Genomic DNA, 25,591 nt, shown 5'->3' with positions numbered 1-25,591 from the left:
CTGCACGGCGACGGCATGCTCGTCGTCGGGAACGGCGGGTGTGGTTGCGGCAGCGGCCTTGCGGGCCCGCGACGCGAGCTGACGCGCCGCGGGCGTCTCGATGCCGAGAATCCCGGCAACCTCGCCGAACGGGACCCCGAAACCGTCGTGCAGCACGAACGCGACCCGTTGTGCAGGGGTGAGCGTGTCGAGCACGATCAGCGCGGCGAGGCGGTTGTCCTCGTCCCGGACGACCGCTTCCAGCGGGTCCGGCTCGGCCGACGGCGACAGTCCGGTGACGATGGGTTCCGGAAGCCATTGGCCGACATACTGTTCCCTCCGCACCGCCGCCGACCGCAACCGGTCGAGGCAGATCCGCCCGACCACCGTCGTGAGCCACGGCCGGAGGTCGCGGATGTTCTCGGCGTCCGCGTCGTCGAGTCGTAGCCAGGACTCCTGCACGGCGTCCTCCGCGTCGCTGACGCTTCCCGTCAGCCGGTACGCTACGGAGAGCAGATGCGGCCGGTGGGACTCGAATTCGTCTACCAGCGTGGCAGTGGGCATGCCGATATCCTACGTGCGGTCCAGACATAAAATCCGTCGTGTGCGTAACCGTTGACCCTGGTGGTGGGTCCGGACGTATGGTGTGGCGACCACACCACCTCCAGGGAGTCTGCCATGTTCCAGTGTTTCGGCTGTCGTAGCTGACCTGGCTTTTTCGCACCCCTTTTTCTTCTGCACGTCCTGCTCACCCGTCCGGCGACCGCCGGGCGGAGTTCGGGAGTGCGCTCGCACGACCCGCCGCTTCGCCGTGGGCGGGCAACACACACTAGGAAGACCTTCGATGATTCGTCCACGTTTCGCGCGGACTCTGGCCGCAGCGGCCGCCCTTCTCACATTCACCAGCCTTGCTGTCGCGTGCTCCAGTTCGGAGACGACCACGACAGCCGACGGGAAGACGGTACTTCGCTACGAGGGGACCACGGGACAGGTCTCGTTCCCGGAGCTCGCGGCCGACCTGGGCTACTACCAGAAGGTCGAACTGAACTGGATCGGCGACACCACGAGTGGGCCGCAGAGCATTCAGAATGCCGCCACCGGGCAGACCGACTTCGGTGGCGCGTTCAACGGTGCGGTGCTGAAGCTGGCCGCGGCCGACTCGCCGATCACGTCCGTCATCGGCTACTACGGCTCCGACAAGGAGACGTTCAACGGGTACTACGTGCTCGACGGAAGCCCGATCACGTCGGCACGTGACCTGATCGGCAAGAAGGTCGGCATGAACACGCTCGGCGCACACCACGAGTTCCTCGTGCGTGAGTGGCTGGCGCGGGAGGGGCTGACCCCGGACGAGATCAAGCAGGTCGAGCTGACCGTGGTGCCGCCGGTGAACACCGAACAGGCGCTGCGGCAGGGTCAGATCGACGTCGGCACGCTCGGGAGCGTGTTCCGCGACAAGGCAGTCGAACGCGGCGGCATCCGCCCGCTGTTCACCGACGAGTCCATCTTCGGTTCCTTCACCTACGGATCGCTGCTGTTCCGCAATGACTTCATCGCGAAGAACAAGGACGCCGTCGCTGACTTCGTGCAGGGCACGGCCCGCGCGATCCGCTGGACCCAGACGACTCCGCGCGACGACGTGATCGCGAAGTACAAGGACATCATCACCAAGCGGGGCCGCAACGAGACCACCGACCTCGTGGACTACTGGAAGTCGCCGGGTGTGGCGGGTCCCGGTGGCGTGATCACCGACAAGGAGATCGAGACCTGGATCGACTGGCTCGTCCGCAACGGGGAACTCGAGGACGGCAAGCTCACGCCCGCCGACGTCTACACCAACGAGTACAACCCGTACGCCAACGGCACGTACCCCGCCGACAGCGGCCCTGACGGACAAGCGCTGGCCGCCAAGTGAACTCCACCCCAGGTCCCCACGAGAAGAAAGTGATGTCGATGTCCCACTCCCGGTTCCGGCGAGGCGCCGTGCGCGCCCTCGCGGCGACCGCAGCACTGTTCACGTTGGCCTCGGGAGTGGCGGGGTGCGCCGGCTCGTCGGATACTGCCACCACCGAGGACGGGAAGACGGTCCTGCGCTACCAGGGGTGGGCCGGGGACGTGGGATTCCACGAACTCGCCGAGGACCTGGGGTATTACGACAAGATCAAGCTCGAATGGGTCGGCGACACCACCAGCGGCCCGCAGGACATCCAGTCGGCGGCCACCGGCGACATCGAGTTCGGCTCGGCATTCAACGGAGCCGTCGTCAAGCTCAATGCCGCGGGGGCACCGATCACGTCGGTGCTGAGTTCCTACGGTGCGGACGCCGGTGAGTACACGGGATACTTCGTGCTGGACGGCAGCCCCATCCGCTCGGCGCGCGACCTGATCGGCAAGAAGGTCGGGATGAACACGCTCGGTGCGCACCACGAGTTCCTGGTCCGGGAGTGGCTGGCCCAGCAGGGGTTGACCCAGGACGAGATCAAGCAGGTGGAGCTGACCGTCGTCCCGCCGGTGAACAACGAAACGGCCCTGCGCGAAGGTCAGATCGACGTGGCTGCCATCAACGACATCTTCCGCGAAACAGCCCAGGAGCGTGGGGGCATCCGGCCGCTGTTCACGGACCGGGATCTGTTCGGCGCCTTCAGCTACGGCACCTACGTAGTGCGCGACGACTTCCTGGCGAAGAACAAGGACGCCGTCGCGGACTTCGTGCAGGGCACGGCCCGGGCCATCCGATGGACCCAGGTCACTCCGCGTGAGGAGGTCGTCGCACGGTTCAAGAGCATCATCGACAAGCGTGGCCGCAACGAGAGCGACGAGGCCATCGGCTACTGGCGCAGCTCCGGGATTCCCGTCGCCGGGGCCGTGATCCAGGAGAAGGAGCTGCAGACCTGGGTCGATTGGCTCGTCCGCAACGGTGAGCTCGACGAGGGCAAGTTGACCGCAACCGACCTCTACACCAACGAATTCAACCCGTACGCCAACGGCACGTTCCAGCCCGAGAGCGGGCCCGACGGAGAAGTACTGGAAGGACAGAAATGAGCACCACCGCCTCGAACCCCGATCGGGTTCAGACGCCCAAGCTCCGCCTCGAGCACGTCACCAAGCAGTTCGACGTGCGCGGGTCCAAGGACAAGTTCACCGCGATCGAGGACATCGACATCGATCTCGCGGACGGCGAATTCCTCGTCCTCGTCGGTCCGAGTGGTTGCGGAAAGTCCACGCTGCTCGACCTGCTCGGCGGGCTCAGCACCCCCACATCGGGTCGGATCCTGCTCGACGGGCAGCCGGTGACCGGGCCCGGTCTCGACCGCGGAATCGTCTTCCAGCAGTACGCACTCCTGCCGTGGCGGACGGCCCGGCACAACATCGAGTTCGGGCTCGAGGCCAAGGGACTGCCCAAGAAGGAACGGCGCGAACTCGCCGAGCACTACCTCGAGCTCGTCGGCCTGAAGGGGTTCGGCGACCGGTACCCGCACGAGCTGTCGGGCGGCATGAAGCAGCGCGTCGCGATCGCCCGCAGCCTCGCGTTCGATCCCGAGGTGCTGCTGATGGACGAACCGTTCGCGGCGCTCGACGCGCAGACCCGTGAGTCGCTGCAGGACGAACTGCTGCGCATCTGGAAGGCCACCGGCAAGACCATCCTGTTCATCACGCACGGCATCGACGAGGCCATCTACCTCGGGCAGCGGGTCGCGGTCCTGACGTCGCGGCCCGGCCGGGTGAAGACGTTCGTGGACATCGACATCGACCGCAGCGGCGAGGACGTCCGGTCCAACGAGCAGTTCCGGCACTACCGCCACCGCATCTGGACGCTGCTGCACGGCGAAGTGGAGCGTGCACAGGTAATCGAGAAGGAGGAAGCACATGTCTAGCGCACTCGCGTCACCGGAAGCTCCCGTTGCTATCGATCCGCCCGGGACGTCGGCTCCGTCGCCCGCTTCCACCCCACCGCAGCCGGGTGCCATCCAGCGTGCCGGTGCGGCACTGCGTCCGGTCGTCTGGCGGATCCTCAAGCCGTCCGTCGCGATCGTCGCCTTCCTGGCACTGTGGGAGATCGCTCCGCGGGTCGGTCTCGTCGACGAGGTGTTCCTGCCCCCGTTCACCACGGTGGTCGAGGCATTCTTCGACCTGGTGCAGAGCGGTGAGCTGTGGCAGCACGTGTCCGCCAGCCTCTCCCGCGCCCTGATCGGCTTCTTCGTGGCGGTCGTGATCGCGATCCCGCTGGGCATCGCGATCGCCTGGTACCGCCCGGTGTCGGACTTCCTGAACCCGATTCTGGAGCTGTTCCGCAACACGGCGGCGCTGGCGTTGCTCCCGGTCTTCATCCTGATCCTCGGCATCGGTGAGGAGTCCAAGATCGCCCTGGTGATCTACGCGTGCACCTTCCCGATCCTGCTGAACACGATCTCCGGTGTGCGCACCGTCGACCCGTTGCTGATCAAGTCGGCGTCGTCGCTGGGACTGTCGCCCGTGCGCCTGTTCCAGAAGGTCGTGCTTCCCGCCGCCGTTCCCACCATCTTCACCGGCATCCGCATGGCGGCGGCGTCGTCGATCCTCGTGCTGATCGCCGCCGAGATGGTCGGGGCCAAGGCCGGCCTCGGTTACCTGATCACGGCCTCCCAGTTCAACTTCCAGATCCCCAACATGTATGCGGGCATCGTCGCCATCTCGGTTCTCGGGCTGACGCTCAACGCCGTTCTCGTACTGATCGAACGCAGGCTGTCCCGCTGGCGGGTCTAGTCACTTACCGGAAAAGAAACTCCACATGTCACAGGATTCCCAGTTCCACCTCAACGCCTTTCTCATGGGTGTGGGACATCACGAGGCGGCGTGGCGCCATCCCCGCACCGAGGCGCACCGCGTTCTGGACGTCGCACACTTCCAGGAACTCGGCCGGATCGCGGAGCGGGGCAAGCTCGATTCGGTGTTCTTCGCGGACGGTCTCGCCGTCGGACCGCGGATCAAGCACAACACCCAGGCGATCTTCGAGCCCGTCACGTTGCTGTCGGCGATCGCCGTCGCCACCGAACACGTGGGACTGATTGCCACCGCGTCCACGAGTTACTCCGACCCGTACAACCTGGCGCGCAAGTTCACGTCGCTCGACCACATCAGCGGCGGCCGGGCGGGGTGGAACATCGTGACCTCGGCCGGTGCGGACGAGGCTGCGAACTTCGGCGTCGACGGTATCCCCGCACACAGCGGACGGTACGAGCGCGCAGAGGAATTCGTCGACGTCACGCTCGCCCTGTGGGACAGCTGGGAGGACGGCGCGGTGGTGCTCGACCCGGAGACCGGCGTGTTCGCCGACCCCGGCAAGGTTCACACCATCGACCACGACGGACCGCGGTTCCGGGTCAAGGGCCCGCTCAACTCGCCGAGGTCCGCCCAGGGGCGGCCGCTGCTGGTGCAGGCCGGATCGTCCGAGAGCGGCAAGGAGTTCGCCGCGCGGTACGCCGAGGCCGTGTTCACCGCGCAGCGCACCCTGGAACAGGGTCAGGAGTTCTACCGCGACCTCAAGGCGCGTGTCGTCAAGCACGGCCGCAATGCGGGCGACCTGAAGGTGCTGCCCGGCATCGTGCCGTTCATCGCGGACACCGAGGAGGAGGCGAAGGCGCTCGAGCAGTCGTTCACCGACCTGATCTCGCCCGAGTACTCGCTGCGTCAGCTGTCCACGATGCTCGGTGTCGACCTCACCAAGCATTCCCTCGACGCCCCGCTTCCGCCGCTTCCGCCGCTGGACGAGATCCAGGGCAACAAGAGCCGCTACCAGCTGGTGAAGGACCTCGCGGCGGACGGTTCGCTCACCGTCCGGCAGCTGATCGGGCTGCTCGGCGGCGGACGTGGGCACCGCACGTTCGCCGGGACCCCCGAACAGGTCGCCGACGAGCTGCAGACGTGGTTCGAGCAGGGCGCGGCCGACGGTTTCAACATCATGCCGCCCTACCTGCCCGGCGGACTGGACGACTTCGTCGACCGTGTCGTCCCGATCCTGCCGCAGCGCGGACTGTTCCGGACGGAGTACACCGCGACCACCCTGCGCGGTCACTACGGTCTCACGGACGTCGGTAACCGGTTCGCGGGCGCGGTCGACGAAGCGAGCGCATGAGCGGCGAGACCGGTCTGAAACCTCTCGTCACCACCGTCTTCGTTCCCGCCGCGATCTTCGGCATCGGCCAGGGGGCCGCCGCCCCGGTCATGGCACTGACGGCCCGCGAACTGGGTGCGTCCGTGGCCGTGTCCGGGCTGATCGTCGCGGTCGTCGGGCTCGGCGCCGTCCTGGGCGACCTGCCCGCAGGCCGGATCGTCGCCAGGTTCGGGGAGCGGCGGTCCATCATCGGCGGCAGTACCGTCGGCGCCGCCGGAGTGCTGGTCTGTCTGCTCGCGCAGACACCCTGGATGCTGGGTGTGGGGGCACTGCTGACCGGGCTCGCCAACGCCGTGTGGGGGCTGGCCCGCCAGAGCTACCTGGCCGACGCCGTGCCGATCGGGCTGCGGGCCCGGGCGATGTCGTCGTTCGCGGCGATGTGGCGGCTCGGCTTCTTCGTGGGACCGCTGCTCGGCGCCGCCGTGATCCTGGTGGTCGGCGCCCGGGGCGGATTCATGGTGCAGTTCGTCGGCGTCGTCCTGTCCGGGTGGCTGATGTCGAGGGTCCCCGACCCGCCGCGGCGCCACGCAGGCACCGCCGGTACCCACGCGACGCTGCCGTCGATTCTGCGCCGGCACCGGAAGCTGCTGGCCACGCTCGGCGCCGGGTCGCTCCTGATGGGTGCGGCCCGCGCCTCGCGGGAGGCGGTGCTGCCGCTGTGGGCTGCCCATCTCGGACTCGACGCCGCCCAGGTCAGCCTCGTCTTCGGGGTCGGAGCGGCCGTCGATCTGCTGTGCTCGTATCCGGCCGGACACTTCATGGACCGGTACGGCCGCCGGTTCATCGCGGTGCCCTCGCTTCTGGTGATCGGGGTGTCCTACCTGGCGTTGCCGTTCTCGCACGACCTCCTGTCGATCGGGGTCGTCGCCGTCGTGATGGGCATCGGCAACGGGCTCGGCAACGGCGTCATCATGACGCTCGGCGCCGACATCGCCCCACCGGCGACGCGCGCCGAATTCCTCGCCGCCTGGCGGCTCACCCACGACACCGGCATGTTCGCCGGACCCTTCAGCGTCGGCGCGCTCGCCGCGGTCGTCCCGCTCGGTGCCGCCGTCGCCGCGATCGGGGGAGCGGCGCTGGTCGGCGCCGGCCTCCTGTTCCGGTTCATCCCGGTCTATTCCCCGTGGCCACCGCCGACCGCGTCGGAGCCCGGATCCTCACCGCTCGAAAAACAGGAAGCATAGGTACATTCGTTTCATGCGCTTCGGATTGTTCGTTCCTCAAGGTTGGCGTCTGGATCTCGTCGGAATCGATCCCGCGGATCAGTGGTCGGTGATGCGCGACTTCGCGTTGCGCGCCGATCAAGGTTCGTCCTGGGATTCCCTGTGGGTCTACGACCACTTCCATACCGTCCCGGCACCGACGGAGGAGGCCACGCACGAGGCGTGGACCCTCATGTCCGCGTTCGCGGCGGTCACCTCGCGGGTGCGCCTCGGCCAGATGTGTACGGCGATGAGCTACCGCAACCCCGCCTACCTCGCGAAGGTGGCCGCCACCACCGACCTCATCTCGGGCGGACGAGTCGAGATGGGCATCGGCGGCGGCTGGTACGAGCACGAGTGGAAAGCGTACGGATACGGATTCCCTTCTGCCGGTGTGCGTCTCGGCCGCCTCGACGAGGGCGTGCAGATCATGCGTCAGGCCTGGGCCAACGGCATCGCGACCCTCGAAGGCAAGCACTACCAGGTCGACGGTGCCATCGTCCGCCCACTTCCGTTGCAGGAAGGCGGCATCCCGCTGTGGATCGCCGGTGGCGGCGAGAAGGTGACGTTGAAGATCGCGGCAAAGTACGCGCAGTACACCAACTTCGACGGCACACCCGAGGGCTTCGCGCAGAAGTCCGAGATCCTGCGGAAGCACTGCGACACCGTCGGCACCGACTTCGACGCCATCACCCGCTCGGCCAACTACAACGTCGCGATCGGCACCACCGAGGCGGAGGTCGAGCAGCGGTTGCTCACCCTGAAGGACCGGCTCACCCCCCACGTCGGCGCCGACGCCGCCGAGGGTGCCCTGGGAGCCTTCCGCGGAATGCCCGGTGTGGGAACGCCGGAGCAGATCGTCGAGAAACTGTCGGCGCTGAAGGAGCAGGGCATGTCCTACGGCATCTTCTACTTCCCCGAAGCCGCGTACGACACGTCGGGCATCGAACTGTTCGAGAAGGAAGTGCTGCCCGCGCTGCGTTGATCCATAGGCCGCCTCACCGGGCATAGAGTGGCGGGCATGTTCGTCGTCACCCTCGCCGCCGACACGCTGTGGCTGAGCCCGCCGGTCGTCACCGACGTCGACGAGATCTGCGCGGCATGCAGCGACGCGTCGATCGCCGAGTGGACGACGATGCCCGCGCCGTACGGCCGCTCGGACGCCGAGCAGTTCGTGCGGCAGACGGTGCCGTCCGGCTGGGCCGACCGCAGTCCCACGTGGGCGCTGCGCGAACGCGAGGACGGTCCCGTGCTGGGGATGATCGGTCTGATGGCGCGGGATGTGACGGCGGCGGAGATCGGATACTGGCTGTCGCCGGCGGCACGGTCGCGGGGCCTCATGACGACCGCGGTGAACCTGGTGTGCGATTTCGCGTTTCGGCCGGACGGTATGGGGCTCGAACGCATCGAATGGCGCGCGTTCGTCGGCAATCTCGACTCGGCGGCGGTCGCCCGCCGGGTCGGCTTCCGGTTCGAGGGCGTCCAGCGCGCCGGACTCGTGCAGCGCGGCGTCCGCCGCGATTCGTGGGTGGCCGCCCTGCTCGCCGGCGACCCACGGCAGCCGGCCGAAGGCTGGCCCGACTAGTTGCCGATCAGCGCAGGCCCTCCGGAAGGTCGTGCTCGGACACCGCGACTCGCTGCTCGGGGCTGGTCCGGATGTGCTCGGACTCCGGGATCCGGCTCTGCAGGAAATCCCATTCGACCTGATCGATGGCGTCTTCCGCGCGGGAACGCACCGCCGCGTCACGGGTGCCCCACGCGATCGGCATCGGGCTGACCATCTCCCACGTGGCGGCGTCGTTGCGGGTGCTGCGGTCGTTCAGGAGTGCGACGGACGGCACCCTGTCGCCCACCCTCTGCTTCTGACCGGTCCGGATCGGAACGTTGCGAGTGACGAGGGCGTACGACGCCCGGCCCGCGGAGGGCTTCGCGACGTCGATCAGCGACAGCAGGGTGACCGCGCGGGGATGGACCTCCGAGACGACGGCAGGCACCAGCGGGCTCTTCGCGTACAACTCCTCGATGCTGCCGACCTTCTTCGGCACCCAGAACGCCACCCACACGGACGTCAGGGCGGCGATCGCCACGACGACACCGAGGATGATCGACCAGGGGTGGGCGAGCAGGATCAGACCGGCAGCGGCGGCCGCGAACAGCAGCGCCACCACGATCGCCGACACCTGCAGGCGTCGCATGTCGGCGAACGTCTGGTTGACAGACTTCGCGTAGGGCCGGTCGACGGTGAACTCGAAATGTCGCACGGCCCCAGCTTAGAGGCCCCGGTCCGGTGGCAGGCGGTCACCCGATGGCGGGGCCCAGCAGATCGTCCGCGTCGGTGATCCGGTACGCGTACCCCTGCTCGGCGAGGAAGCGCTGCCGGTGGGCGGCGTACTCGGCGTCGAGCGTGTCGCGTGYCACCACCGAGTAGAAGTGGGCCTGGCCGCCGTCGTGCTTGGGTCGCAGCAGGCGGCCCAGACGCTGAGCCTCCTCCTGGCGAGAACCGAACGTACCCGAAACCTGAACGGCGACAGACGCTTCCGGAAGGTCGATCGAGAAGTTCGCGACCTTGCTGACGACCAGCGTCTGGATCTCGCCCGCCCGGAAACGGTCGAACAGCTCCTCGCGCTCCTTGTTCTTGGTCGACCCCTTGATGACCGGGGCGTTCAACGCCTCACCCAGTTCGTCGAGCTGGTCGAGGTACGCGCCGATGATCAACGTCGGTGCATCGGTGTGCCGTTCCAGGATCGACTTCACCACCGCGATCTTGGTGTGCGCGGTGGAACACAGCTTGTACCGCTCGTCGGGTTCGGCGACCGCGTACGACATCCGTTCGGCGTCCGTCAGCGTCACCCGCACCTCCACGCAGTCGGCGGGCGCGATCCACCCCTGCGCCTCGATGTCCTTCCACGGCGCGTCGTACCGCTTGGGTCCGATCAGCGAGAACACGTCGCCCTCACGGCCGTCCTCGCGCACCAGGGTGGCGGTGAGGCCGAGGCGTCGACGGGACTGCAGGTCGGCGGTCATGCGGAACACCGGGGCGGGCAGGAGGTGCACCTCGTCGTAGATCACGAGACCCCAGTCGCGGGAATCGAAGAGCTCCAGATGCTTGTATTCGCCCTTGGTGCGCCGGGTGATCACCTGGTACGTGGCGATCGTGACCGGACGGATCTCCTTGCGCTCGCCCGAGTACTCGCCGATCTCCTCCTCGGTGAGCGACGTGCGCGCGATCAGCTCACGCTTCCACTGCCGTCCCGCGACCGTGTTCGTCACCAGGATCAACGTGGTGGCCTTCGCCTTGGCCATCGCCGCCGCACCGACCATCGTCTTACCCGCACCACACGGCAGGACGACGACACCGGACCCGCCCGCCCAGAACGAGTCGGCGGCCATCTCCTGATAGTCGCGCAGGTGCCACGTGCCGTCCGCGGACCCGGGGGACGTGCCGTCGAAGTCCAGGTCGATGGCGTGCGCCTCACCGTCCACGTACCCGGCGAGGTCCTCCGCCGGCCAGCCGACCTTGAGCAGCAACTGCTTGAGACGACCGCGCTCGCTCGGGTGAACCACCACCGTGTCGTCGTCGACGCGCGCACCGAGCATCGGGGCGATCTTCTTGTGCCGGGTCACCTCGGTGAGGACCGCGCGGTCCAGGCTGACCAGCGTCAGACCGTGGGCCGGGTTCTTCACCAGCTGCAGGCGCCCGTACCGGGCCATCGTGTCGACGATGTCGACCAGCAGCGGCTGGGGCACCGCGTACCGGGAGAAGTTGACCAGTGCATCGACCACCTGCTCGGCGTCGTGTCCGGCGGCGCGCGCGTTCCACAGGGCCAGCGGGGTGATCCGGTAGGTGTGGACGTGTTCGGGCGCGCGCTCGAGTTCCGCGAACGGCGCGATCGCCTGACGGGCGTCGTTCGCGCGTTCGTGATCGACCTCCAACAGCAGGGTCTTGTCGGATTGGACGATCAACGGTCCGTCGGTCACGGAAGCCTCCTCGAAAATGCGGTGCCGGATGTAGCCAGCTTGTCCATTGTCCTGATCTGAGCGACACCGCGCCACGTCGCGGCCTTCGACGCGGCCCGATACCTGCACATCCGGGGCGGTCGGGGCCTAAATTGAGGGACAGCCGGATGGATCGACCCAGAGACGAGGCTCGCGATGACCCAGCCCCCCGACGACCCCAACCGTCCCGATCCGAACGTCCCCGGCGAACCGCCGAACAACCCGCAGCAACCGTACCCGCAGGGTGGGTCGCAGCAGCCCTACCAGCAGGGTCAGTACCCGCAGCAGCCGTACCCGCAGGGGCAGTACGCGCAGCAACCCGGCCAGTATCCGCCCGGCCAGTACGGGCAGCAACCCGGCCAGTACCCGCCCGGCCAGTACGGGCAGCCGCCGAAGAAATCGCGGAAGGGGCTGTTCATCACCCTCGGCGTCGTCGCCGTCGTGATCCTCGCCGCTATCGCCGCGTTCGCTGTGTTCGCCGTGAAGAGTGCCGACAAGAACGCTCTCGACGTCGGTGACTGCCTCTTCTTCGAGTCCGCGTCGACGACCGCGGCCGACACCTCACACGAGAAGCGGGACTGCTCCGACAGCGAGGCCACGTACGAGGTGGCGCAGAAGAACGACGGCGACGTCCAGTGCGCGGAGGACTACTTCTCGTACACCCTCGTGAGCGAGGACGAGGACGTGCAGACCACGCTCTGCCTCGTTCCGAACATGCTCGAGGACTCCTGCTACCTACTCGAGGACGACGGCCGGATCGTGCCGTCCGACTGCACCGACATGCAGACCGTCAAGGTCGTGAGACGCGCGGACGGCCAGAACGACGAAACCCTGTGCAACGAGTTCGACAACGCATTTCCCATCGCGTTCTCCGAACCCGAGCGCACGTACTGCATCGAGGTCAATCTGGGTGGCTAGCCCCCGTGAGTACTTATTAACCGCCCGTGGTTAACAAGTACTCACAGGGAGTTAAATTCACGGGAATCGAGTCCGTTGAACTGCACGTTCCCCTTCGTTAGCGTTCGAGATCAACCGAAATCACTGCGCGCGGGGAAGGTGGGAACGATGGCGCGAACCGAGCCCGACACCCGGCGTGGTGCCGGTCGTTCCGGCGCCAGCGCGGGCACGGTGCTGCGCACCGTCCTCGACCACGGGCCGATCGCGCGCAGCACGATCGCGCGAGTCACCGGACTCTCACCCGCGACGGTGACCACCGCCAGTGCGCAGCTCGTCGAACGCGGTCTGCTGCGGGAACTGCCGGAGATCTCGGGTCCCACCGGTCTGGGACGGCCACACGTCCCGGTGGACCTCGACGACACCCGCTTCGTCGTCTACGGCATCCACCTGGCGATGACCCACGTGACCACCGCGTTGCTCGACCTGCGCGGGCAGGTGCTGGCCCGATCCCGTGATCCGCACTTCGGGCTCGGACCGGCCGAGATCCTGCGGAACGCCGTGACGACCCTCGAGGGGCTGGCCGCCCGACACGGTGACGTGTCTGTCCCGATCGGCGTCGGATTCGCGGCCGGTGGCTGGATCGACTCGGAATCGGGTGTGGTGCGTGAGCATCCGATCCCGGGGTGGAACGGGTACCCGGTCCGGGCGGATCTCGAGCACCGCACGGGTCTGGACGTGCGGATGGATTCGCACGCGCGCGCCCTCATCGACGCGGAGGTGTTGTTCGGGGAGCCGAGGGCACGGGACAGTGTGGTGCAGCTCTTCGTCGGGAACGTGGTGGACGCCGCGTTCGCGACCGGAGGCGTGGTTCACCACGGCCCGCGCGCGGCGGCAGGCGCGGTGGCGCACGTGCCCGTCGAGAACAGTGTCGAGGAGTGCGCCTGCGGGCGTACCGGATGCGTGCAGGCCACCCTGTCGGATCGGGTGCTGGTGCGTAGGGCGATGCAACTCGGCATCATCGAGCGGCCGATTTTCGGCGACCTTCTCGACGCGGGTCGACGTCGGCAGCCGGCGGCTTTGGCACTGTTCGAGGAACGGGCGCACGGCGTGGGGGTGGTGGCGGCCCGGCTGCTCGATCTGTTCAATCCGGAGGTCCTGATCGTCTGCGACCAAGGCGTGAGCCAGATTCCGGGCAGTCTCGACACGGTTCGGCGAGCAGTCGGGGAGTCGTCGGCGACATGTGACGACCCGTCACGGTCGGTGCTGTCCACCAGTTTTCCCGGGCGGGCACTGCCGGTATCCGCCGGTTCCGTGATCCTCGCGGAGCTCTACCGGGCGCCTCTCACCAGCTTCGTGCGGCCGTTGGCCGGCATATCGTGACGTGTATCACAGGGCCGGAGTTAATTCGGTGGGAAGCAATGTTGACGTCTATTGCACTGGATCGCAAGGATATTGGTGTGAACACCACCATGGCGGACAGTGCGCGTACATCCTCGTGTCGCTCCGAGTCCTGTTGTCGCCGCACGCGACCGGGTCGCATCTGACGTCTCCCCGCTGACTTCGGCGGACGCTCGAAACACCTTTCCGTTCTTCCTCTTCGCTCCTCTGTGGCACCCGACGACCGCGTCCGGGGTGCCCGACCGGAGATCACATCCTTCGAAGGATCAATCATGTCCAGTTCACTCGTGTCTTCCACCGGGTATCGGCGCCTCACGCGCGCCGCCTTCGCCGGCGTCGTGGCGCTCGGGCTCGCGTCCTGCTCTTCCGGTTCCTCCGGCGGATTGTCTCTCGATGACGCTGTCCCCGATCAGGTTCCGGACGGAACCTCGCTCAGCGTGTCGATCAAGACCACCCGGCTGCAGCTCGAGGCGACCGGCCAGCTCGCGGACCTCCCGTTCACCGTGTCGGACTGGCCGGACGTCAGTGCCGGTCCCGACGTGATCCAGGCCTTCCGGGGCAACGCGGTCGATCTGGCCACCAACGCCGCGATCCCGCCGATCCAGGCGCACGCCACCGGGCTCGACGCGAAGATCGTCGCGGTCCGGGAGAAGGAACAGCCGCAGTACCGGCTGGCCACCGCTCCCGGCTCGGACATCACGGAACTGCCGGACCTGCGGGGCAAGAAGATTGCGTTCTCACCCGGGCAGGCGCAGGGTGTGGTGATCCTGCGAACGCTGAAGGCGCAGGGTCTGACCACGAAGGACGTCCAGCTCGTCGAACTCCCCAGCCCGCAGTTCCTCACCGCGCTGCAGTCGAAGCAGGTGGACGTCGCGCCGCTGTCGGAGCCGACGGTGACGAAGTACCTGAACCAGTACGGGCCGGACGGAGCCAAGGCGCTGGCCACCGACGCCGTGGACGCGCTCACCGTGCTCTGGGCACCGGTGGAAGTTCTCCAGGACCCGGCCAAGGCCGCGGCGATCAAAGCGTTCATTCCGTTCTGGGCCCGCGGGGAGATCTGGGCGTGGGAGAACCAGGACGCCTGGATCCAGAAGTACTACGTGGAGAGCGAACAGGTATCGGCCGAGGACGGCAAGCGCATCGTCGCCTCCGTCGGGCAGCGCCCGGTCTACCCCGCCAACTGGGACGCCGCAGTCGAGTGGACGCAGGACACCGTCCAATTGCTCTCCGATGCAGGCTACTTCAGTGAGTTCGATGCCAACGAGTTGTTCGACCGGCGATTCGAGACGATCGCCGCCGACGCTGTTCCGGCCGAGTACCGGGGCGGTGTGCAGCGATGACCAGCACTCTCTCCGCGCCGGCACCGGCACGCAGTGTCGCCCCCGAGGCCCCGAGGCTCGGCGTCGCCGATCGGCAGATCCGCCGACTCGGGCTGCGTAAGGCGTTTCCGTTCTCCCGGCTGGCCGGTGTCCTGCTCCTCCTCGCGGTGTGGGCAGTGGGAAGTCTGACCGGCGTCATCGACGCGCGAAAGCTGTCCGCGCCGTGGACCGTGGTCACCACGGCCGTCGACCTGATCTCCACCGGCGTCCTGCAGGAACACGTCCTCGCGTCGTTGAGCCGCGCCGCCATCGGTTTCGCATTCGGCGTGGTGATCGGGACGGCCCTGGCCGTCGTCGCCGGTCTGACACGTTCCGGTGACGCCCTGATCGACGGGCCGATCCAGCTCAAACGCGCCATCCCGACGCTCGGCCTCATCCCACTGCTGATCCTCTGGCTCGGCATCGGCGAGACGTTCAAGATCGTGATCATCGCGCTCGGTGTCGTCGTCCACATGTACATCCAGACACACAACTCGTTGACGTCGATCGACAACCGGTACGTCGAACTCGCCGAGGTCCTCGGGTTGTCCCGGGCCACGTTCATCCGCAAGGTCGTACTGCCGGGTGCGATGCCGGGATTCTTTCTGGGACTGCGCCTCTCGGTGACCGGCGCCTGGCTCACCCTCATCGTCGTCGAGGGAATCAACGCGGTGACCGGTTTGGGAAAGATGATGTACAACGCACAGAACTACGGACAGTCCGACGTGATTCTCGTGGGGCTCGCGGTCTACGGCATCTTCGGTCTCCTGTCCGACTCCGTCCTCCGCTACATCGAAAGGCGGTCGCTGTCATGGCGCAAGACGCTCGCCGCCTAGAACCCGCCGCCGTGCAGGTGCGATCCCTCGTCCGCGGATTCGGCGACAAGACCGTACTCGACCGCCTGGACCTCGACATTCCCGACGGGCAGTTCGTGGCCCTGCTCGGAAAGAGCGGGTCCGGCAAGAGCACGCTGCTCCGCGCGCTCGCCGGCCTCGACTACGACGTCGAGGGCCGCGGCGGAACCCTCACGGTGCCCGAGGAGGTGTCGGTGGCATTCCAGGACTCACGACTGCTGCCGTGGCTGAGGGTGCTGGACAACGTGACGCTCGGACTGGGCCGCAGCGGCACGAGCAAGGGAACGTCGGCGCTCGCGGAAGTCGGGCTCGCGGGCCGGGAGAAGGCGTGGCCCAGCGAACTGTCCGGCGGTGAACAGCAGCGGGTGGCGCTGGCCCGAGCGCTGGTCCGCGAGCCCCAACTGTTCCTGGCCGACGAGCCCTTCGGTGCTCTCGACGCGCTGACCCGGATCAAGATGCACGCCCTCCTGCAGGAGTTGATCCGCCGCCACCGCCCGACCGTCCTGCTCGTCACACACGACGTCGACGAAGCGATCGCGCTCGCCGACCGGGTGCTCGTTCTCGACCGCGGGCAGATCGTCGTCGACGAGAGCATCGACATCCCGAAGCCGAGAGCGCTCGGCGACAGCAAGTTCCACGAGTTTCGCAACACGCTGCTCGGCGCCCTCGGCGTCGAGGTAGCGGCACAGTAAGGGAGTTACACCATGAGTTCGTCACCCCAGCGCCGGCTGCATCTCAACGCATTCCTGATGGCGATCGGACACCACGAGGCCGCCTGGCGCCTGCCCGAGAGCGATCCGAACGCCAATCTCGATATCAAGCACTACATTTCGTTGGCGCAGACCGCCGAACGCGGAAAGTTCGACTCGGTGTTCCTCGCCGACAGCCCGGTGCTGTTCAGCAATCCGGAACGCAGGCCGAGCGGCAAGCTGGAGCCGACGATCATCCTCACGGCGATCTCCGCGGCCACCGAGAAGATCGGCCTGATCGCGACCGCGTCGACCAGCTACAACGAGCCGTACAACCTGGCGCGGCGGTTCGCGTCCCTCGACTTCGTCAGCGGTGGACGCGCCGGCTGGAACATCGTCACCACGGCCGGCGCCGATGCGGCGCAGAACTTCGGTCTCGACGACACTCCCGCGCACCGGAGCCGGTACGAGCGGGCCGCGGAGTTCGTGGAGGTGTCCACCAAGCTGTGGGACAGCTGGGAGGACGACGCCATCGTCGCGGACAAGGAGGTCGCGATCCATGCCGACTCCGCCAAGGTGCACGTCATCGAACACGAGGGCCGGTTCTTCACGGTGCGGGGACCCCTCAACGTGCCGCGGTCGCCGCAGGGATATCCCCTGCTCGTGCAGGCCGGGTCGTCCGAGGACGGAAAGGATTTCGCCGCCCGGTACTCGGAGGCCATCTTCACCGCCCAGCCCACTCTCGACGAGGGGAAGGCGTTCTACGCGGACGTCAAGGACCGTGTCGCGAAAGTGGGCCGGGACCCCGAGCAGGTACTGATCCTGCCCGGCATCGTGCCGGTCATCGCTGACACTGAAGAGGAGGCCCGCGAGCTCGAGGCCGAACTGGAGAGGTTGATCTCGCCGGAATACGCCCGCAAGCAGCTGGCGCAGCGGTTCAATCTCGAACCGGAGCAGCTCCCGCTCGACGAGGAACTTCCCGAGGACTTACCGTCCGAGGACGAGATCGAGGGTGCAAAGAGCCGGTACACGCTGATCGTGGACCTCGCCCGCCGCGAGAAGCTCACCGTCCGGCAGCTGATCGGGCGACTCGGTGGTGGTCGCGGTCACCGCACGTTCGCGGGCACCCCGCTTCAGGTGGCCGACACGATCGAGTACTGGTTCCGGAACGGCGCCGCAGACGGTTTCAACATCATGCCCGCGGTCCTTCCGTCCGGGTTGGAGAAGTTCGTCGACTCCGTGGTCCCGATTCTGCAGGAACGCGGACTCTTCCGCACCGACTACACCGAGACCACACTGCGCGGGCACTACGGTTTGCCGCGACCCGCCAATCAGTTTGCGGTCGAGAAGGATTCCACGCTGGTGTCTGCGCAGTGACGACGGGAGACTCGGAGGGGAACGCCGGCTGGCTGCGGTACCTGTTCGGATACTGTCTGCGCCAACGCCGCAATCTCGTTCTCGCGTACGGGGCGGCGGCCGTGGCGGCCGCCGCCACCGCCACCATTCCGCTGGCCGTCCGGCACGTGATCGACAATGCCGCAGTCGACACGAATCACGCACTGGCGCCGTGGATCGCGGTGCTCATCGCCCTCGCATCGCTCCGTTTCGCCGCCGCGTACACGCGACGGTACCGCTCCGGGCAGCTGTCCCTCGGAGTGCAGTACGACCTGCGGGGCGACGCCTTCCGGTCCCTACTGCGGCTGGACGGCGTCAAGCAGGACGGTCTGCAGACCGGGCAGGTGGTCAGCCGGTCGATCTCGGACATCACGCTGATCCAGATGCTCCTGCAGTTACTGCCGCACATGGCAGGGAACCTGCTGATGTTCGCGATCTCCCTGGCCGTGATGGCCGTGCTGTCGCCGATCCTCACCCTGGTCGCCCTGGCCGTCCTGCCTGCGTTGTGGTTCATCTCGATGCGCAGCCGCGTCGACCTGTTCCCCGCCAATTGGCATGCCCAGGAACAGGCGGCGATCGTGGCCGGGGAAGTCGAAGCCGCCGTCACGGGGGTGCGCGTCGTCAAGGGATTCGGCCAGGAAAGCCGCGAACTCGAAGACCTCGAGAAGCGGGCAGGGGACCTCTTCCGTTCCCGGCTGCGCGTCGCACGGCTGACCAGCCGGTACAACCCTGCACTGCAGGCGGTCCCGATGCTGGGGCAGGCACTCGTCCTGGCACTCGGAGGATGGCTGGCGCTGCACGGCACGCTGTCGCTCGGCACGTTCGTCGCCTTCACCACGTACCTGGCGTCGTTCGCCTCGCCCGTGCGTCAGCTCGCCACGCTGCTGACCGTGAGCCAACAGGGCCGGGCCAGCGTCGAGCGCGTCCGCGAGGTGATCGACAACGCCCCCGCCGTCACGACCCCACCCGGCGCCGTGGACTTGCCGCGCGGTCCCCTCGAGGTGGTGTTCGACGAGGTGGCCTTCGGATACGACCCGTCGAATCGCCTCCTCGACGGACTGTCCCTGCGGATCGCACCCGGCGAGACGGTGGCGGTGGTCGGCGCGGCCGGATCAGGGAAATCGACTCTGGCCATGCTTGTTCCGCGGTTGTACGACGTCGACGCGGGTGCGGTCACCGTCGGGGGGATCGACACCCGCCGGCTGTCGCTCGACTCGCTGCGCTCCGCGCTCGGCGTCGTCTTCGAAGACAGCTACCTGATGTCCGAGACGATCCGCGCCAACGTGTCCTACGGCCGGCCGGATGCCGACGAGGCACTGGTGCGTGAGGCGCTCCGCGTGGTGCAGGCGGAGGAATTCGTCGACGCACTGCCGGACGGCCTCGACACCGTCGTGGGGGAGCAGGGGGTGACGTTGTCGGGTGGGCAGCGGCAGCGGATCGCGCTCGCCCGCGCATTGGTGACCGATCCGCGGATTCTGGTGCTCGACGACGCGACATCGGCGGTCGACGCCCGTGTCGAGGCGGCCATTCACCACGAACTGAGCGTCGCGACCAGCGAACGGACCACGCTGATCATTGCGCATCGCCGGTCGACGCTCGCGTTGGCCGACCGCATCGCGGTCCTGGCGCACGGGCGCATCGTCGATGTGGGCACGAGCGCCGAACTCGACGAGCGGTGCCCCCTGTTCCGTGCGCTGCTGTCGAGCGCGGACGACGTGACCGCTCCGGACACGTCGAACGAGCCACCGGACGTCGACGGTGTCACCGCCGAACTGTGGCGCCGGGAGGACGGCGACGAGGCTTCCGGGGTGTTCGATGCCAGAGCCGCAGCGGCTTTCGCGACCGCAGCCGCGGGTGCCAGTGGGCCGTCGCGCGGAGGCGCGTCGGGCGGCATCCTCTCGTCGGCGCCGCCCAGCCCCGAAGTAATGGCTCGGCTCGACGACCTGCCGCCACTCACGGGAGACCCCGACGTCGCCGCGGACGAGGCCCGGGCCGCCGACCCGGCGTTCGGACTCCGCTCACTGCTGCGTCCGCTCCTCCTGCCGCTGGTCGCAGGCTTGGCGCTCGTCGGGCTGGACGCCGTCGCTCAGATCGCGGTGCCGGTGCTCGTCCGTACCGGGGTGGACCGGGGAGTGCTGCAAGGCGCCCGCGACCTGCTGCTCCTCGCGGCGGCCGCGACCATTCTGGTGGTGCTGCTGGACTGGGCCGTCAACATCGCCCAGGCGCGGGTGACCGGGCGGACGGGCGAACGGCTGCTGTACACGTTGCGGGTCAAGACGTTCGCGCAGCTGCAGCGGCTCGGGTTGCAGTACTACGAGCGAGAACTGGCCGGCCGGATCATGACACGCATGACCACCGATGTCGACAGCCTGTCCAACTTCCTGCAGACAGGTCTGGCGACGGCGGTGGTGAGCGGGTTGACGATTTCCGGTGTGCTGGTGGCACTCCTGGTGATCGACGCGGAACTGGCCCTCGTGCTGGTCCTCGTGGTGCCCGTCCTCGTCGCGGCCACGGTGGTGTTCCGCCGAAAGTCCGTGCCCGCCTACGCGGAGGCGCGTGATCGCGTCGGGATAGTCAACGCCTACCTGCAGGAGAACGTGACGAATATCCGCGTCACCCAGGCATTTCGGCGCGAGGATTACAACGCGGCCCAGTTCGCCCGGCGGGCCTGGGACTTCCGGGAGTCGCGGCTACGGGCCCAGCGGTACATGGCCCTGTACTTTCCGTTCGTCGAGTTCCTGTCGGTGGTCGCGACCGGGCTGGTGCTCGCGGCAGGGACGGCACGGATCCACGGCGGAACCCTCACCGTCGGCACCCTGATCGCCTTCGTGCTTTACGTCGAACTGTTCTTCGCCCCCGTACAACAGCTTTCGCAGGTGTTCGACGGCTACCAGCAGGCGATGATCGGACTCGGTCGACTGCGGGGGCTGATGAGGACACCGACCACCACGCCCCAGGCGGGCGATCCGATCGTCCTCGACCGCCTCCAGGGCGGCATCGTGTTCGACGACGTCCACTTCGCGTACGAATCCGGCAAGGGAGAGGCGCTGCGAGGGGTGGCGCTTCGCATCGAACCGGGCGAAACGGTTGCCCTCGTCGGTCAAACCGGCGCGGGCAAGTCGACGGTGCTCAAGCTGCTCGCCCGGTTCTACGACCCCACGCAGGGTGCGGTGCGCGTCGACGGTATCGACACCCGGTCACTCGACCTCGCGTCGTTCCGGCAGCGACTCGGAGTCGTACCGCAGGAGCCGCACCTGTTCGGCGCCACCGTCCGCGACGCCGTCGCCTACGGGCGCCCGGACGCGACCGACGCGGAGGTCGAGGCCGCCAGCCGAGCCGTCGGGGCCCACGAGATGGTGTCCGGCCTCGCCCTCGGATACCTGCAGCCGATCGGGGAGCACGGGCGCAACCTGTCGGCCGGACAACGCCAGTTGCTGGCACTCGCCCGCGCCGAACTGGTGGACCCCGACATCCTGCTGCTGGACGAGGCCACGGCGTCACTGGACCTGGCCACCGAGGACCGCGTCCGGCTCGCAACCGAGAACCTGTCCCGGCGGCGCACCACCGTCGTCGTGGCGCACCGGTTGAGCACTGCGGCGCGAGCCGACCGGGTGGTGGTCCTCGACGGCGGACGGGTCGCGGAAGTCGGAACGCACGACGAGCTGCTCGACCGGGGCGGTGTCTACCGGGAACTCTGGGACGCCTATGCGGCTTCGCCGCCCGTGAGTACTTATTAACCGCGGGTGGTTAATAAGTACTCACGGGGCCGGAGGCCACGGTCAGGCGCCGATCGACGCCTTCATCATCGGCAGCATGGCCCACAGCTGGTCCTGCCAGTAGCCCCAGCTGTGGGTTCCCGTCGCCGGAAAGTCGTAGTGCGCGCCGATGCCGAGGGTGTCGAGCCGCACCTGGAAGGCACGGTTCTGGGCCAGCGCGATGGCCTCGAGACCCATGCCGGTTCCGACGTTGAAGACGTCGATGGCGGATTGCGGCTGATCGTGCGGGCCGGGGAGGCCGGCGCCCGCCGAGATCCACATCGGCAGCCCGCGCATGAGGGGCGCCGCGACGAACGGGTCGTTGCGCAGCCACGCCGGATCCCACGGCGGTCCCCACATGCAGTCGGCGTTGTAACCGCCGGAGTCGAGCATCGCGATACGGATCGCCTCACGCATGCCCGGGGCCGACAGGTTCAGGTACCCGGACATCGACCCGGCGAACGTGAACTGGTCGCGGTGGTATGCGGCGAGGATCAACGCCGCGTTGCCGCCCATCGACAGTCCGGCGATGGCGTTGCTGGTGCGGCTGATGCCGTAGTTGTTCGCCAGGAAGTCGGGCAGGTTCTGGGTGAGGAACGACTCCCACTTGTACGTGTACGGCTGACCGTTGGTGTTGCTGGGCGCGTACCAGTCCGTGTAGAAGCTGGACTGTCCGCCGACCGGTTCGACGACGGTGATCCCGTGGTCGGACAGCCACGCGGCGTTGGTCTCGTGCTCCCACCCGCTGACGTCGTTGGTCGCGCGGAGGCCGTCGAGGAGGTAGAGGGCTTTGTTGCTGCCGTTGTTCGCGAGCCACATCCGCACCTTGATCTGCCCGACCCCGCCGGGTGCGTCGACCCAGTGCTCACGCAGACGGCTGTACGGGTCCGCGGAGGCCGTTCCGCCGCCGACGAGGACGAACGCCAGCGGCAGGATCACCACGGCAACCATCAGCCGGACGACGCCTCGTAACCAACTTTGTGACGGCTTCGTTGCTGTGACAATCACGGTTCTGCCTCCTGGTAGTCGTCCCCGGCCAGGTACATACCAGCATCACGGTATTGCGCGTCCCGGAATTCCTCGGCGTTTGCGCAGAATCGTTATCTGACCCGTGAGTACTTGTTAACCGCCCGTGGTTAACAAGTACTCACGGGTCAGTCGACGCGGGCGACGGACGTGATGCGGTGAAGGGTGAACCGCCGGACCGCGCCGCTCGCCGGGTCGAACGCGTCGAGCTGGCCGCCGCCGACGCTCACAGGATCGACGATGCGGTGCGTCGCCACACCCTGAGCGTCGACGTAACCGATGGTCACGCTGGTGCGTTCCCGCGCCGCCGCGTTGAGCAGGGCGATGGTCGCGGCGCTACTGGCCCGCGACCCGTCGGAGCGGATGCTGCCGGATCCCCGGGCCGACGCGGCCAGGTCGCCCGCGCGGAGAGTCCGGACGACCGCGTCGAGTTGGGCGTCCGTGGCGACGGCCGGGGTGCGGCCGGCGGGAGCCTTGCGCCGGGTCACGACCCGGGCGCCGCGGGGGCGCAGGTCGACCAGGGCGCCGGACGAGTCCTCGCCTGCGGGCGCGAAACCGGCCGCCCGCAGTTCGCCCAGTACTTCCCGGAGCGGTGCCTGCGACACCGCCACCGTCGGCGCCAACGCGCGCAGGGCCAAAGTTGCGGCCACCGGCGACGCCAGGACCTCCGCGAGCAGGGTGGGGTCCTCGCAGCGGACGAAGGACGCCGCGACCCCGGCCCGGAGCCGCCCGTGCCGCCTCGCGACGTCGTCGATCAGATACGACAGCGACTGCGGGACGGGTGTGCGCGACCGGGTCGCGAAGAGGCTGTGCAGTTCGGCGGCCGTCATCCCGACGTCGAGGGCACGCCGGACGCTGTCTTCGCTGATCCGGTACATCGACGCCGCACCGGCGGACTCGATGTCCGCGACCAGGGTGATCTGCTCGAGCAGGTCCGGAGTCAGCGGTCCGGGGGCGACGACGGTGAGGTCGGCCTGGACGAGGACGTGGTCGACGGGTTCGGGCAGCGACGCGTGCATCTCGGCCTCGGCGTCACCGCCGTGGAGCAGTGCGCGTCCGGGGGAGCTGAGCGCTCCGCGGGCGACGAGTCCGAGCGTCGCGGCCTCGTCGAGGGTGCGTTCGACCGCGTGGACCCGCAACCGGGCACCCCAGCGGGGGCGGCGCCACGCCAGCAGCCGGCTGACCTCCGCCGGATCCGCGGAGTGGCCGCTGCCCAACTCCGCCAGCAGTCCGAGTATCGCCTGCCGGTCGCGCGGCGCGGACGGCGCGCGCACCTCCTCGGACAGCGCGGCGACCGGTTTGTCGTTGGCGTCGCGCATGCCGATGAACCACGCCATGCGCGGCAGTTCCAGCCATGCGGCGGCCAGAGCGTGCCACCGCCGGGCGACCGGCGCGGTGAGCCAGTTGTCGACCGCGGTGGTCGGGGCCCAGTAGTTCTCCCCGCTGTCGGACGTCGGCGCCGGATCCGGGGTGCCGCTCGCGATCAGTCCCGCGGCGGAGAGTAGTTCGACGAGTAGGCTCAGCCGGTTCTCGTCGATGCCGGACGTCTTGGCGATGCGGCGCAGTTCGCGGACACCGAGCCCACCTGCCCGCAGGGCGGGCGCCGGGATCTCGCCGAGAGCCTTGACGATGTCCTCGCAGTGGCGAACCAGTTCGAGCGCCTCGCCTGCCGCGGCGGCGTTGATGTCGGCCGGCTTGTGCTTGCGGCCCGTCACGGTGGGAGCGGCCAGCGACGTGGGGTCGAAGACGGCCTCCCCGCGCAGGACCTGCCGCACCTGATAGGGCAGTTCGACGGTTTCGTCGTCGATCCACCGCAGCAGCCCGGCGGCGAGGAGTCGCTGCACGGGACGGTCGGGGGGTGTTCCGGGGGCTGCGTCCCGGGTGCGTCCGATCGAACTCGACTTCGACAGGGTCTCCAGGATGTCCCGCTCGACGCTCTGCAGTCCGGCCAGCGCGGCGGTGATCCCGGGTTCGTCCAGCGTCTCGACGGGTTCGGCGCTGCGTCCGACCCGCCACGGGATGGTGGCCACGACAGCGGGAACGATGCGCAGCGACGTCTTGTCCCCCCAGACGATCCCCACGGACCGCAGGCCGTCCAGCGTGGCGTCGACGGTCTTCTTCGTCGCCCGCGACCCCACCGCGTCCTGCAGGGTGGCCCGCGGCACGGCGACCTCGTCGGCCCGTTCGAGCGCCAGCAGTTCGAGGATGCCGAAGTCCAGCGACGTCAGGTTGTCGGCCGCGCGGGCCACCGATGCCCGCTGTTCGGCGCGGCCGGCGAGGACGACGATCGTGGCAGGCGGTGGAACCGCCAGGTCGGGGCGCTTGCGGAGCAGATCCGTCAGTACGGCGTCGCTGCGCGCGGCCAGCCAGTCCGCGAGGGTCGCGGCGCGGCGCGGGGAGGCAGCGGTGCCGTTGGTGCTCGCGGTGGCGTCGTCGGTGTCGGTCATCGACTATCAGATTAGAGACCTGGGCTGTACGTCGCCGAATGCTCCTGTCAAAATGGCACCGTGGCTAACAATTCGAAGAAGCAGTACGTGGATCCAGGGTGGCCCGAAACCGCCGATGGAGATAGCGCCGTGACCGAACTGTCGTCGAGCCGTGCGGGCGGATTGTCCCCGTTCGGCGAGGACACCGAGTTCCCGCTGCCGGCGGACTCGCTGCCGTACGCGCATCCGCACACCGTGATCAACCGCTGACCCGACGACACAAGAGGGGCCCTGCACCGGATCGGTGCAGGGCCCCTCTTCTGTGAATCGCGGGGGATTACTGCGGGAGCAGTCCCTTGTTCGCGTCGATGAGCTGCAGGATCTGGGGATCGATCGCGATGCCCTGAGCCTTGACGGCCTCGATCGCGTTGTCGACGACACCGGCGTACTGCGAGGTGCCGTTGG

Annotated in this window: 21 protein-coding genes; 16 read left to right on the top strand and 5 right to left on the bottom strand. The window is 68.1% G+C overall.

What is annotated here, in order from left to right; translation table 11 throughout:
* Nucleotides 1-543, bottom strand: a 543-nt coding sequence (locus AC1D1G_RS23695) for a sigma-70 family RNA polymerase sigma factor (protein ID WP_477953909.1), incomplete at its 3' end; no start/stop codon positions are given.
* Between the two features lie 280 nt (nt 544-823).
* On the opposite strand from AC1D1G_RS23695, the gene AC1D1G_RS23690 reads away from it, so the two are divergent.
* The 8 genes from AC1D1G_RS23690 to AC1D1G_RS23655 are packed head-to-tail and all read left to right on the top strand — an operon-like array spanning nt 824 to nt 8,917.
* A complete protein-coding gene (locus AC1D1G_RS23690) occupies nt 824-1,894 on the top strand; it encodes an ABC transporter substrate-binding protein (RefSeq protein WP_283330716.1) in 1,071 nt (356 codons plus the stop codon).
* A 38-nt stretch (nt 1,895-1,932) separates the two neighbouring features.
* Complete coding sequence (locus tag AC1D1G_RS23685) at nt 1,933-3,021, top strand: ABC transporter substrate-binding protein (RefSeq protein WP_280778641.1); 1,089 nt, start codon at nt 1,933-1,935, stop codon at nt 3,019-3,021.
* Nucleotides 3,018-3,854 carry an ABC transporter ATP-binding protein gene (locus AC1D1G_RS23680; RefSeq protein ID WP_005244194.1) on the top strand — a complete coding sequence of 279 codons (837 nt, stop codon included), beginning with the start codon at nt 3,018-3,020 and terminating at the stop codon, nt 3,852-3,854. Before AC1D1G_RS23685 ends, AC1D1G_RS23680 begins: the two co-directional genes overlap by 4 nt.
* Nucleotides 3,847-4,722 (top strand): ABC transporter permease, encoded by an 876-nt coding sequence (locus tag AC1D1G_RS23675; protein WP_477953908.1) that lies wholly within the window; start codon nt 3,847-3,849, stop codon nt 4,720-4,722. The genes AC1D1G_RS23680 and AC1D1G_RS23675 overlap by 8 nt, the downstream gene beginning before the upstream one ends.
* A gap of 25 nt (nt 4,723-4,747) precedes the next feature.
* The gene (locus tag AC1D1G_RS23670; protein WP_477953907.1) at nt 4,748-6,091 is read left to right on the top strand and encodes an LLM class flavin-dependent oxidoreductase; all 1,344 of its coding nucleotides are present in this window, start codon (nt 4,748-4,750) and stop codon (nt 6,089-6,091) included.
* Nucleotides 6,088-7,314 carry an MFS transporter gene (locus tag AC1D1G_RS23665; RefSeq protein ID WP_477953906.1) on the top strand — a complete coding sequence of 409 codons (1,227 nt, stop codon included), beginning with the start codon at nt 6,088-6,090 and terminating at the stop codon, nt 7,312-7,314. The genes AC1D1G_RS23670 and AC1D1G_RS23665 overlap by 4 nt, the downstream gene beginning before the upstream one ends.
* Before the next feature lie 13 nt (nt 7,315-7,327).
* The gene (locus tag AC1D1G_RS23660; RefSeq protein ID WP_271210699.1) at nt 7,328-8,317 is read left to right on the top strand and encodes an LLM class F420-dependent oxidoreductase; all 990 of its coding nucleotides are present in this window, start codon (nt 7,328-7,330) and stop codon (nt 8,315-8,317) included.
* Between the two features lie 36 nt (nt 8,318-8,353).
* Entirely contained in the window at nt 8,354-8,917 is a 564-nt protein-coding gene (locus AC1D1G_RS23655; RefSeq protein ID WP_477953905.1) for a GNAT family N-acetyltransferase, read from the top strand.
* A gap of 7 nt (nt 8,918-8,924) precedes the next feature.
* Here the strand turns inward: AC1D1G_RS23655 and AC1D1G_RS23650 are convergent, their stop codons facing one another.
* Both AC1D1G_RS23650 and AC1D1G_RS23645 read right to left on the bottom strand, forming a co-directional pair.
* Nucleotides 8,925-9,593, bottom strand: coding sequence for a DUF3239 domain-containing protein (locus AC1D1G_RS23650; RefSeq protein ID WP_271210701.1), 669 nt, complete (start codon nt 9,591-9,593; stop codon nt 8,925-8,927).
* Nucleotides 9,594-9,630: 37 nt separating this feature from the next.
* Complete coding sequence (locus AC1D1G_RS23645) at nt 9,631-11,310, bottom strand: DNA repair helicase XPB (protein ID WP_477953904.1); 1,680 nt, start codon at nt 11,308-11,310, stop codon at nt 9,631-9,633.
* 174 nt (nt 11,311-11,484) lie between these two features.
* Between AC1D1G_RS23645 and AC1D1G_RS23640 the strand changes: the two genes are divergently transcribed.
* The 7 genes from AC1D1G_RS23640 (at nt 11,485) to AC1D1G_RS23610 (ending at nt 21,656) form a co-directional block, all read left to right on the top strand.
* Nucleotides 11,485-12,246: an LppU/SCO3897 family protein gene (locus AC1D1G_RS23640; RefSeq protein WP_280778635.1), complete on the top strand. Its 762-nt coding sequence runs from the start codon at nt 11,485-11,487 to the stop codon at nt 12,244-12,246.
* A 147-nt stretch (nt 12,247-12,393) separates the two neighbouring features.
* On the top strand, nt 12,394-13,605 hold the full coding sequence (locus AC1D1G_RS23635) for an ROK family transcriptional regulator (protein WP_477953903.1): 1,212 nt from the start codon (nt 12,394-12,396) through the stop codon (nt 13,603-13,605).
* A 290-nt stretch (nt 13,606-13,895) separates the two neighbouring features.
* Nucleotides 13,896-14,963: an ABC transporter substrate-binding protein gene (locus tag AC1D1G_RS23630; RefSeq protein WP_477953902.1), complete on the top strand. Its 1,068-nt coding sequence runs from the start codon at nt 13,896-13,898 to the stop codon at nt 14,961-14,963.
* Nucleotides 14,960-15,817, top strand: coding sequence for an ABC transporter permease (locus AC1D1G_RS23625; protein WP_283330724.1), 858 nt, complete (start codon nt 14,960-14,962; stop codon nt 15,815-15,817). Before AC1D1G_RS23630 ends, AC1D1G_RS23625 begins: the two co-directional genes overlap by 4 nt.
* Nucleotides 15,793-16,527: an ABC transporter ATP-binding protein gene (locus AC1D1G_RS23620; protein WP_283330725.1), complete on the top strand. Its 735-nt coding sequence runs from the start codon at nt 15,793-15,795 to the stop codon at nt 16,525-16,527. The genes AC1D1G_RS23625 and AC1D1G_RS23620 overlap by 25 nt, the downstream gene beginning before the upstream one ends.
* Before the next feature lie 12 nt (nt 16,528-16,539).
* Nucleotides 16,540-17,901 (top strand): LLM class flavin-dependent oxidoreductase, encoded by a 1,362-nt coding sequence (locus tag AC1D1G_RS23615; protein ID WP_477953901.1) that lies wholly within the window; start codon nt 16,540-16,542, stop codon nt 17,899-17,901.
* Entirely contained in the window at nt 17,898-21,656 is a 3,759-nt protein-coding gene (locus AC1D1G_RS23610) for an ABC transporter ATP-binding protein (protein ID WP_477953900.1), read from the top strand. The genes AC1D1G_RS23615 and AC1D1G_RS23610 overlap by 4 nt, the downstream gene beginning before the upstream one ends.
* Nucleotides 21,657-21,698: 42 nt before the next feature.
* Here the strand turns inward: AC1D1G_RS23610 and AC1D1G_RS23605 are convergent, their stop codons facing one another.
* Both AC1D1G_RS23605 and AC1D1G_RS23600 read right to left on the bottom strand, forming a co-directional pair.
* Nucleotides 21,699-22,682: an alpha/beta hydrolase gene (locus tag AC1D1G_RS23605; RefSeq protein WP_280778628.1), complete on the bottom strand. Its 984-nt coding sequence runs from the start codon at nt 22,680-22,682 to the stop codon at nt 21,699-21,701.
* A 146-nt stretch (nt 22,683-22,828) separates the two neighbouring features.
* Complete coding sequence (locus tag AC1D1G_RS23600) at nt 22,829-25,147, bottom strand: helicase-associated domain-containing protein (RefSeq protein ID WP_477953899.1); 2,319 nt, start codon at nt 25,145-25,147, stop codon at nt 22,829-22,831.
* Nucleotides 25,148-25,207: 60 nt separating this feature from the next.
* Between AC1D1G_RS23600 and AC1D1G_RS23595 the strand changes: the two genes are divergently transcribed.
* Entirely contained in the window at nt 25,208-25,396 is a 189-nt protein-coding gene (locus AC1D1G_RS23595) for a hypothetical protein (RefSeq protein ID WP_025431899.1), read from the top strand.
* Nucleotides 25,397-25,591 lie beyond the last annotated feature (195 nt).

This window comes from Rhodococcus sp. P3_B8 (genome assembly GCF_056402775.1).
This window is presented reverse-complemented; position numbering and strand designations above follow the sequence as displayed.

Bases quoted from the DNA above. Each gene is read 5' to 3' on its own strand.
- AC1D1G_RS23670 (WP_477953907.1), top strand. From the start codon at position 4,748: ATGTCACAGGATTCCCAGTTCCACCTCAACGCCTTTCTCATGGGTGTG.
- AC1D1G_RS23685 (WP_280778641.1), top strand. From the start codon at position 1,933: ATGTCCCACTCCCGGTTCCGGCGAGGCGCCGTGCGCGCCCTCGCGGCG.
- AC1D1G_RS23630 (WP_477953902.1), top strand. From the start codon at position 13,896: ATGTCCAGTTCACTCGTGTCTTCCACCGGGTATCGGCGCCTCACGCGC.
- AC1D1G_RS23625 (WP_283330724.1), top strand. From the start codon at position 14,960: ATGACCAGCACTCTCTCCGCGCCGGCACCGGCACGCAGTGTCGCCCCC.
- AC1D1G_RS23690 (WP_283330716.1), top strand. From the start codon at position 824: ATGATTCGTCCACGTTTCGCGCGGACTCTGGCCGCAGCGGCCGCCCTT.
- AC1D1G_RS23675 (WP_477953908.1), top strand. From the start codon at position 3,847: ATGTCTAGCGCACTCGCGTCACCGGAAGCTCCCGTTGCTATCGATCCG.
- AC1D1G_RS23600 (WP_477953899.1), bottom strand. From the start codon at position 25,147: ATGACCGACACCGACGACGCCACCGCGAGCACCAACGGCACCGCTGCC.
- AC1D1G_RS23680 (WP_005244194.1), top strand. From the start codon at position 3,018: ATGAGCACCACCGCCTCGAACCCCGATCGGGTTCAGACGCCCAAGCTC.
- AC1D1G_RS23635 (WP_477953903.1), top strand. From the start codon at position 12,394: ATGGCGCGAACCGAGCCCGACACCCGGCGTGGTGCCGGTCGTTCCGGC.
- AC1D1G_RS23665 (WP_477953906.1), top strand. From the start codon at position 6,088: ATGAGCGGCGAGACCGGTCTGAAACCTCTCGTCACCACCGTCTTCGTT.
- AC1D1G_RS23615 (WP_477953901.1), top strand. From the start codon at position 16,540: ATGAGTTCGTCACCCCAGCGCCGGCTGCATCTCAACGCATTCCTGATG.
- AC1D1G_RS23660 (WP_271210699.1), top strand. From the start codon at position 7,328: ATGCGCTTCGGATTGTTCGTTCCTCAAGGTTGGCGTCTGGATCTCGTC.
- AC1D1G_RS23620 (WP_283330725.1), top strand. From the start codon at position 15,793: ATGGCGCAAGACGCTCGCCGCCTAGAACCCGCCGCCGTGCAGGTGCGA.
- AC1D1G_RS23655 (WP_477953905.1), top strand. From the start codon at position 8,354: ATGTTCGTCGTCACCCTCGCCGCCGACACGCTGTGGCTGAGCCCGCCG.
- AC1D1G_RS23640 (WP_280778635.1), top strand. From the start codon at position 11,485: ATGACCCAGCCCCCCGACGACCCCAACCGTCCCGATCCGAACGTCCCC.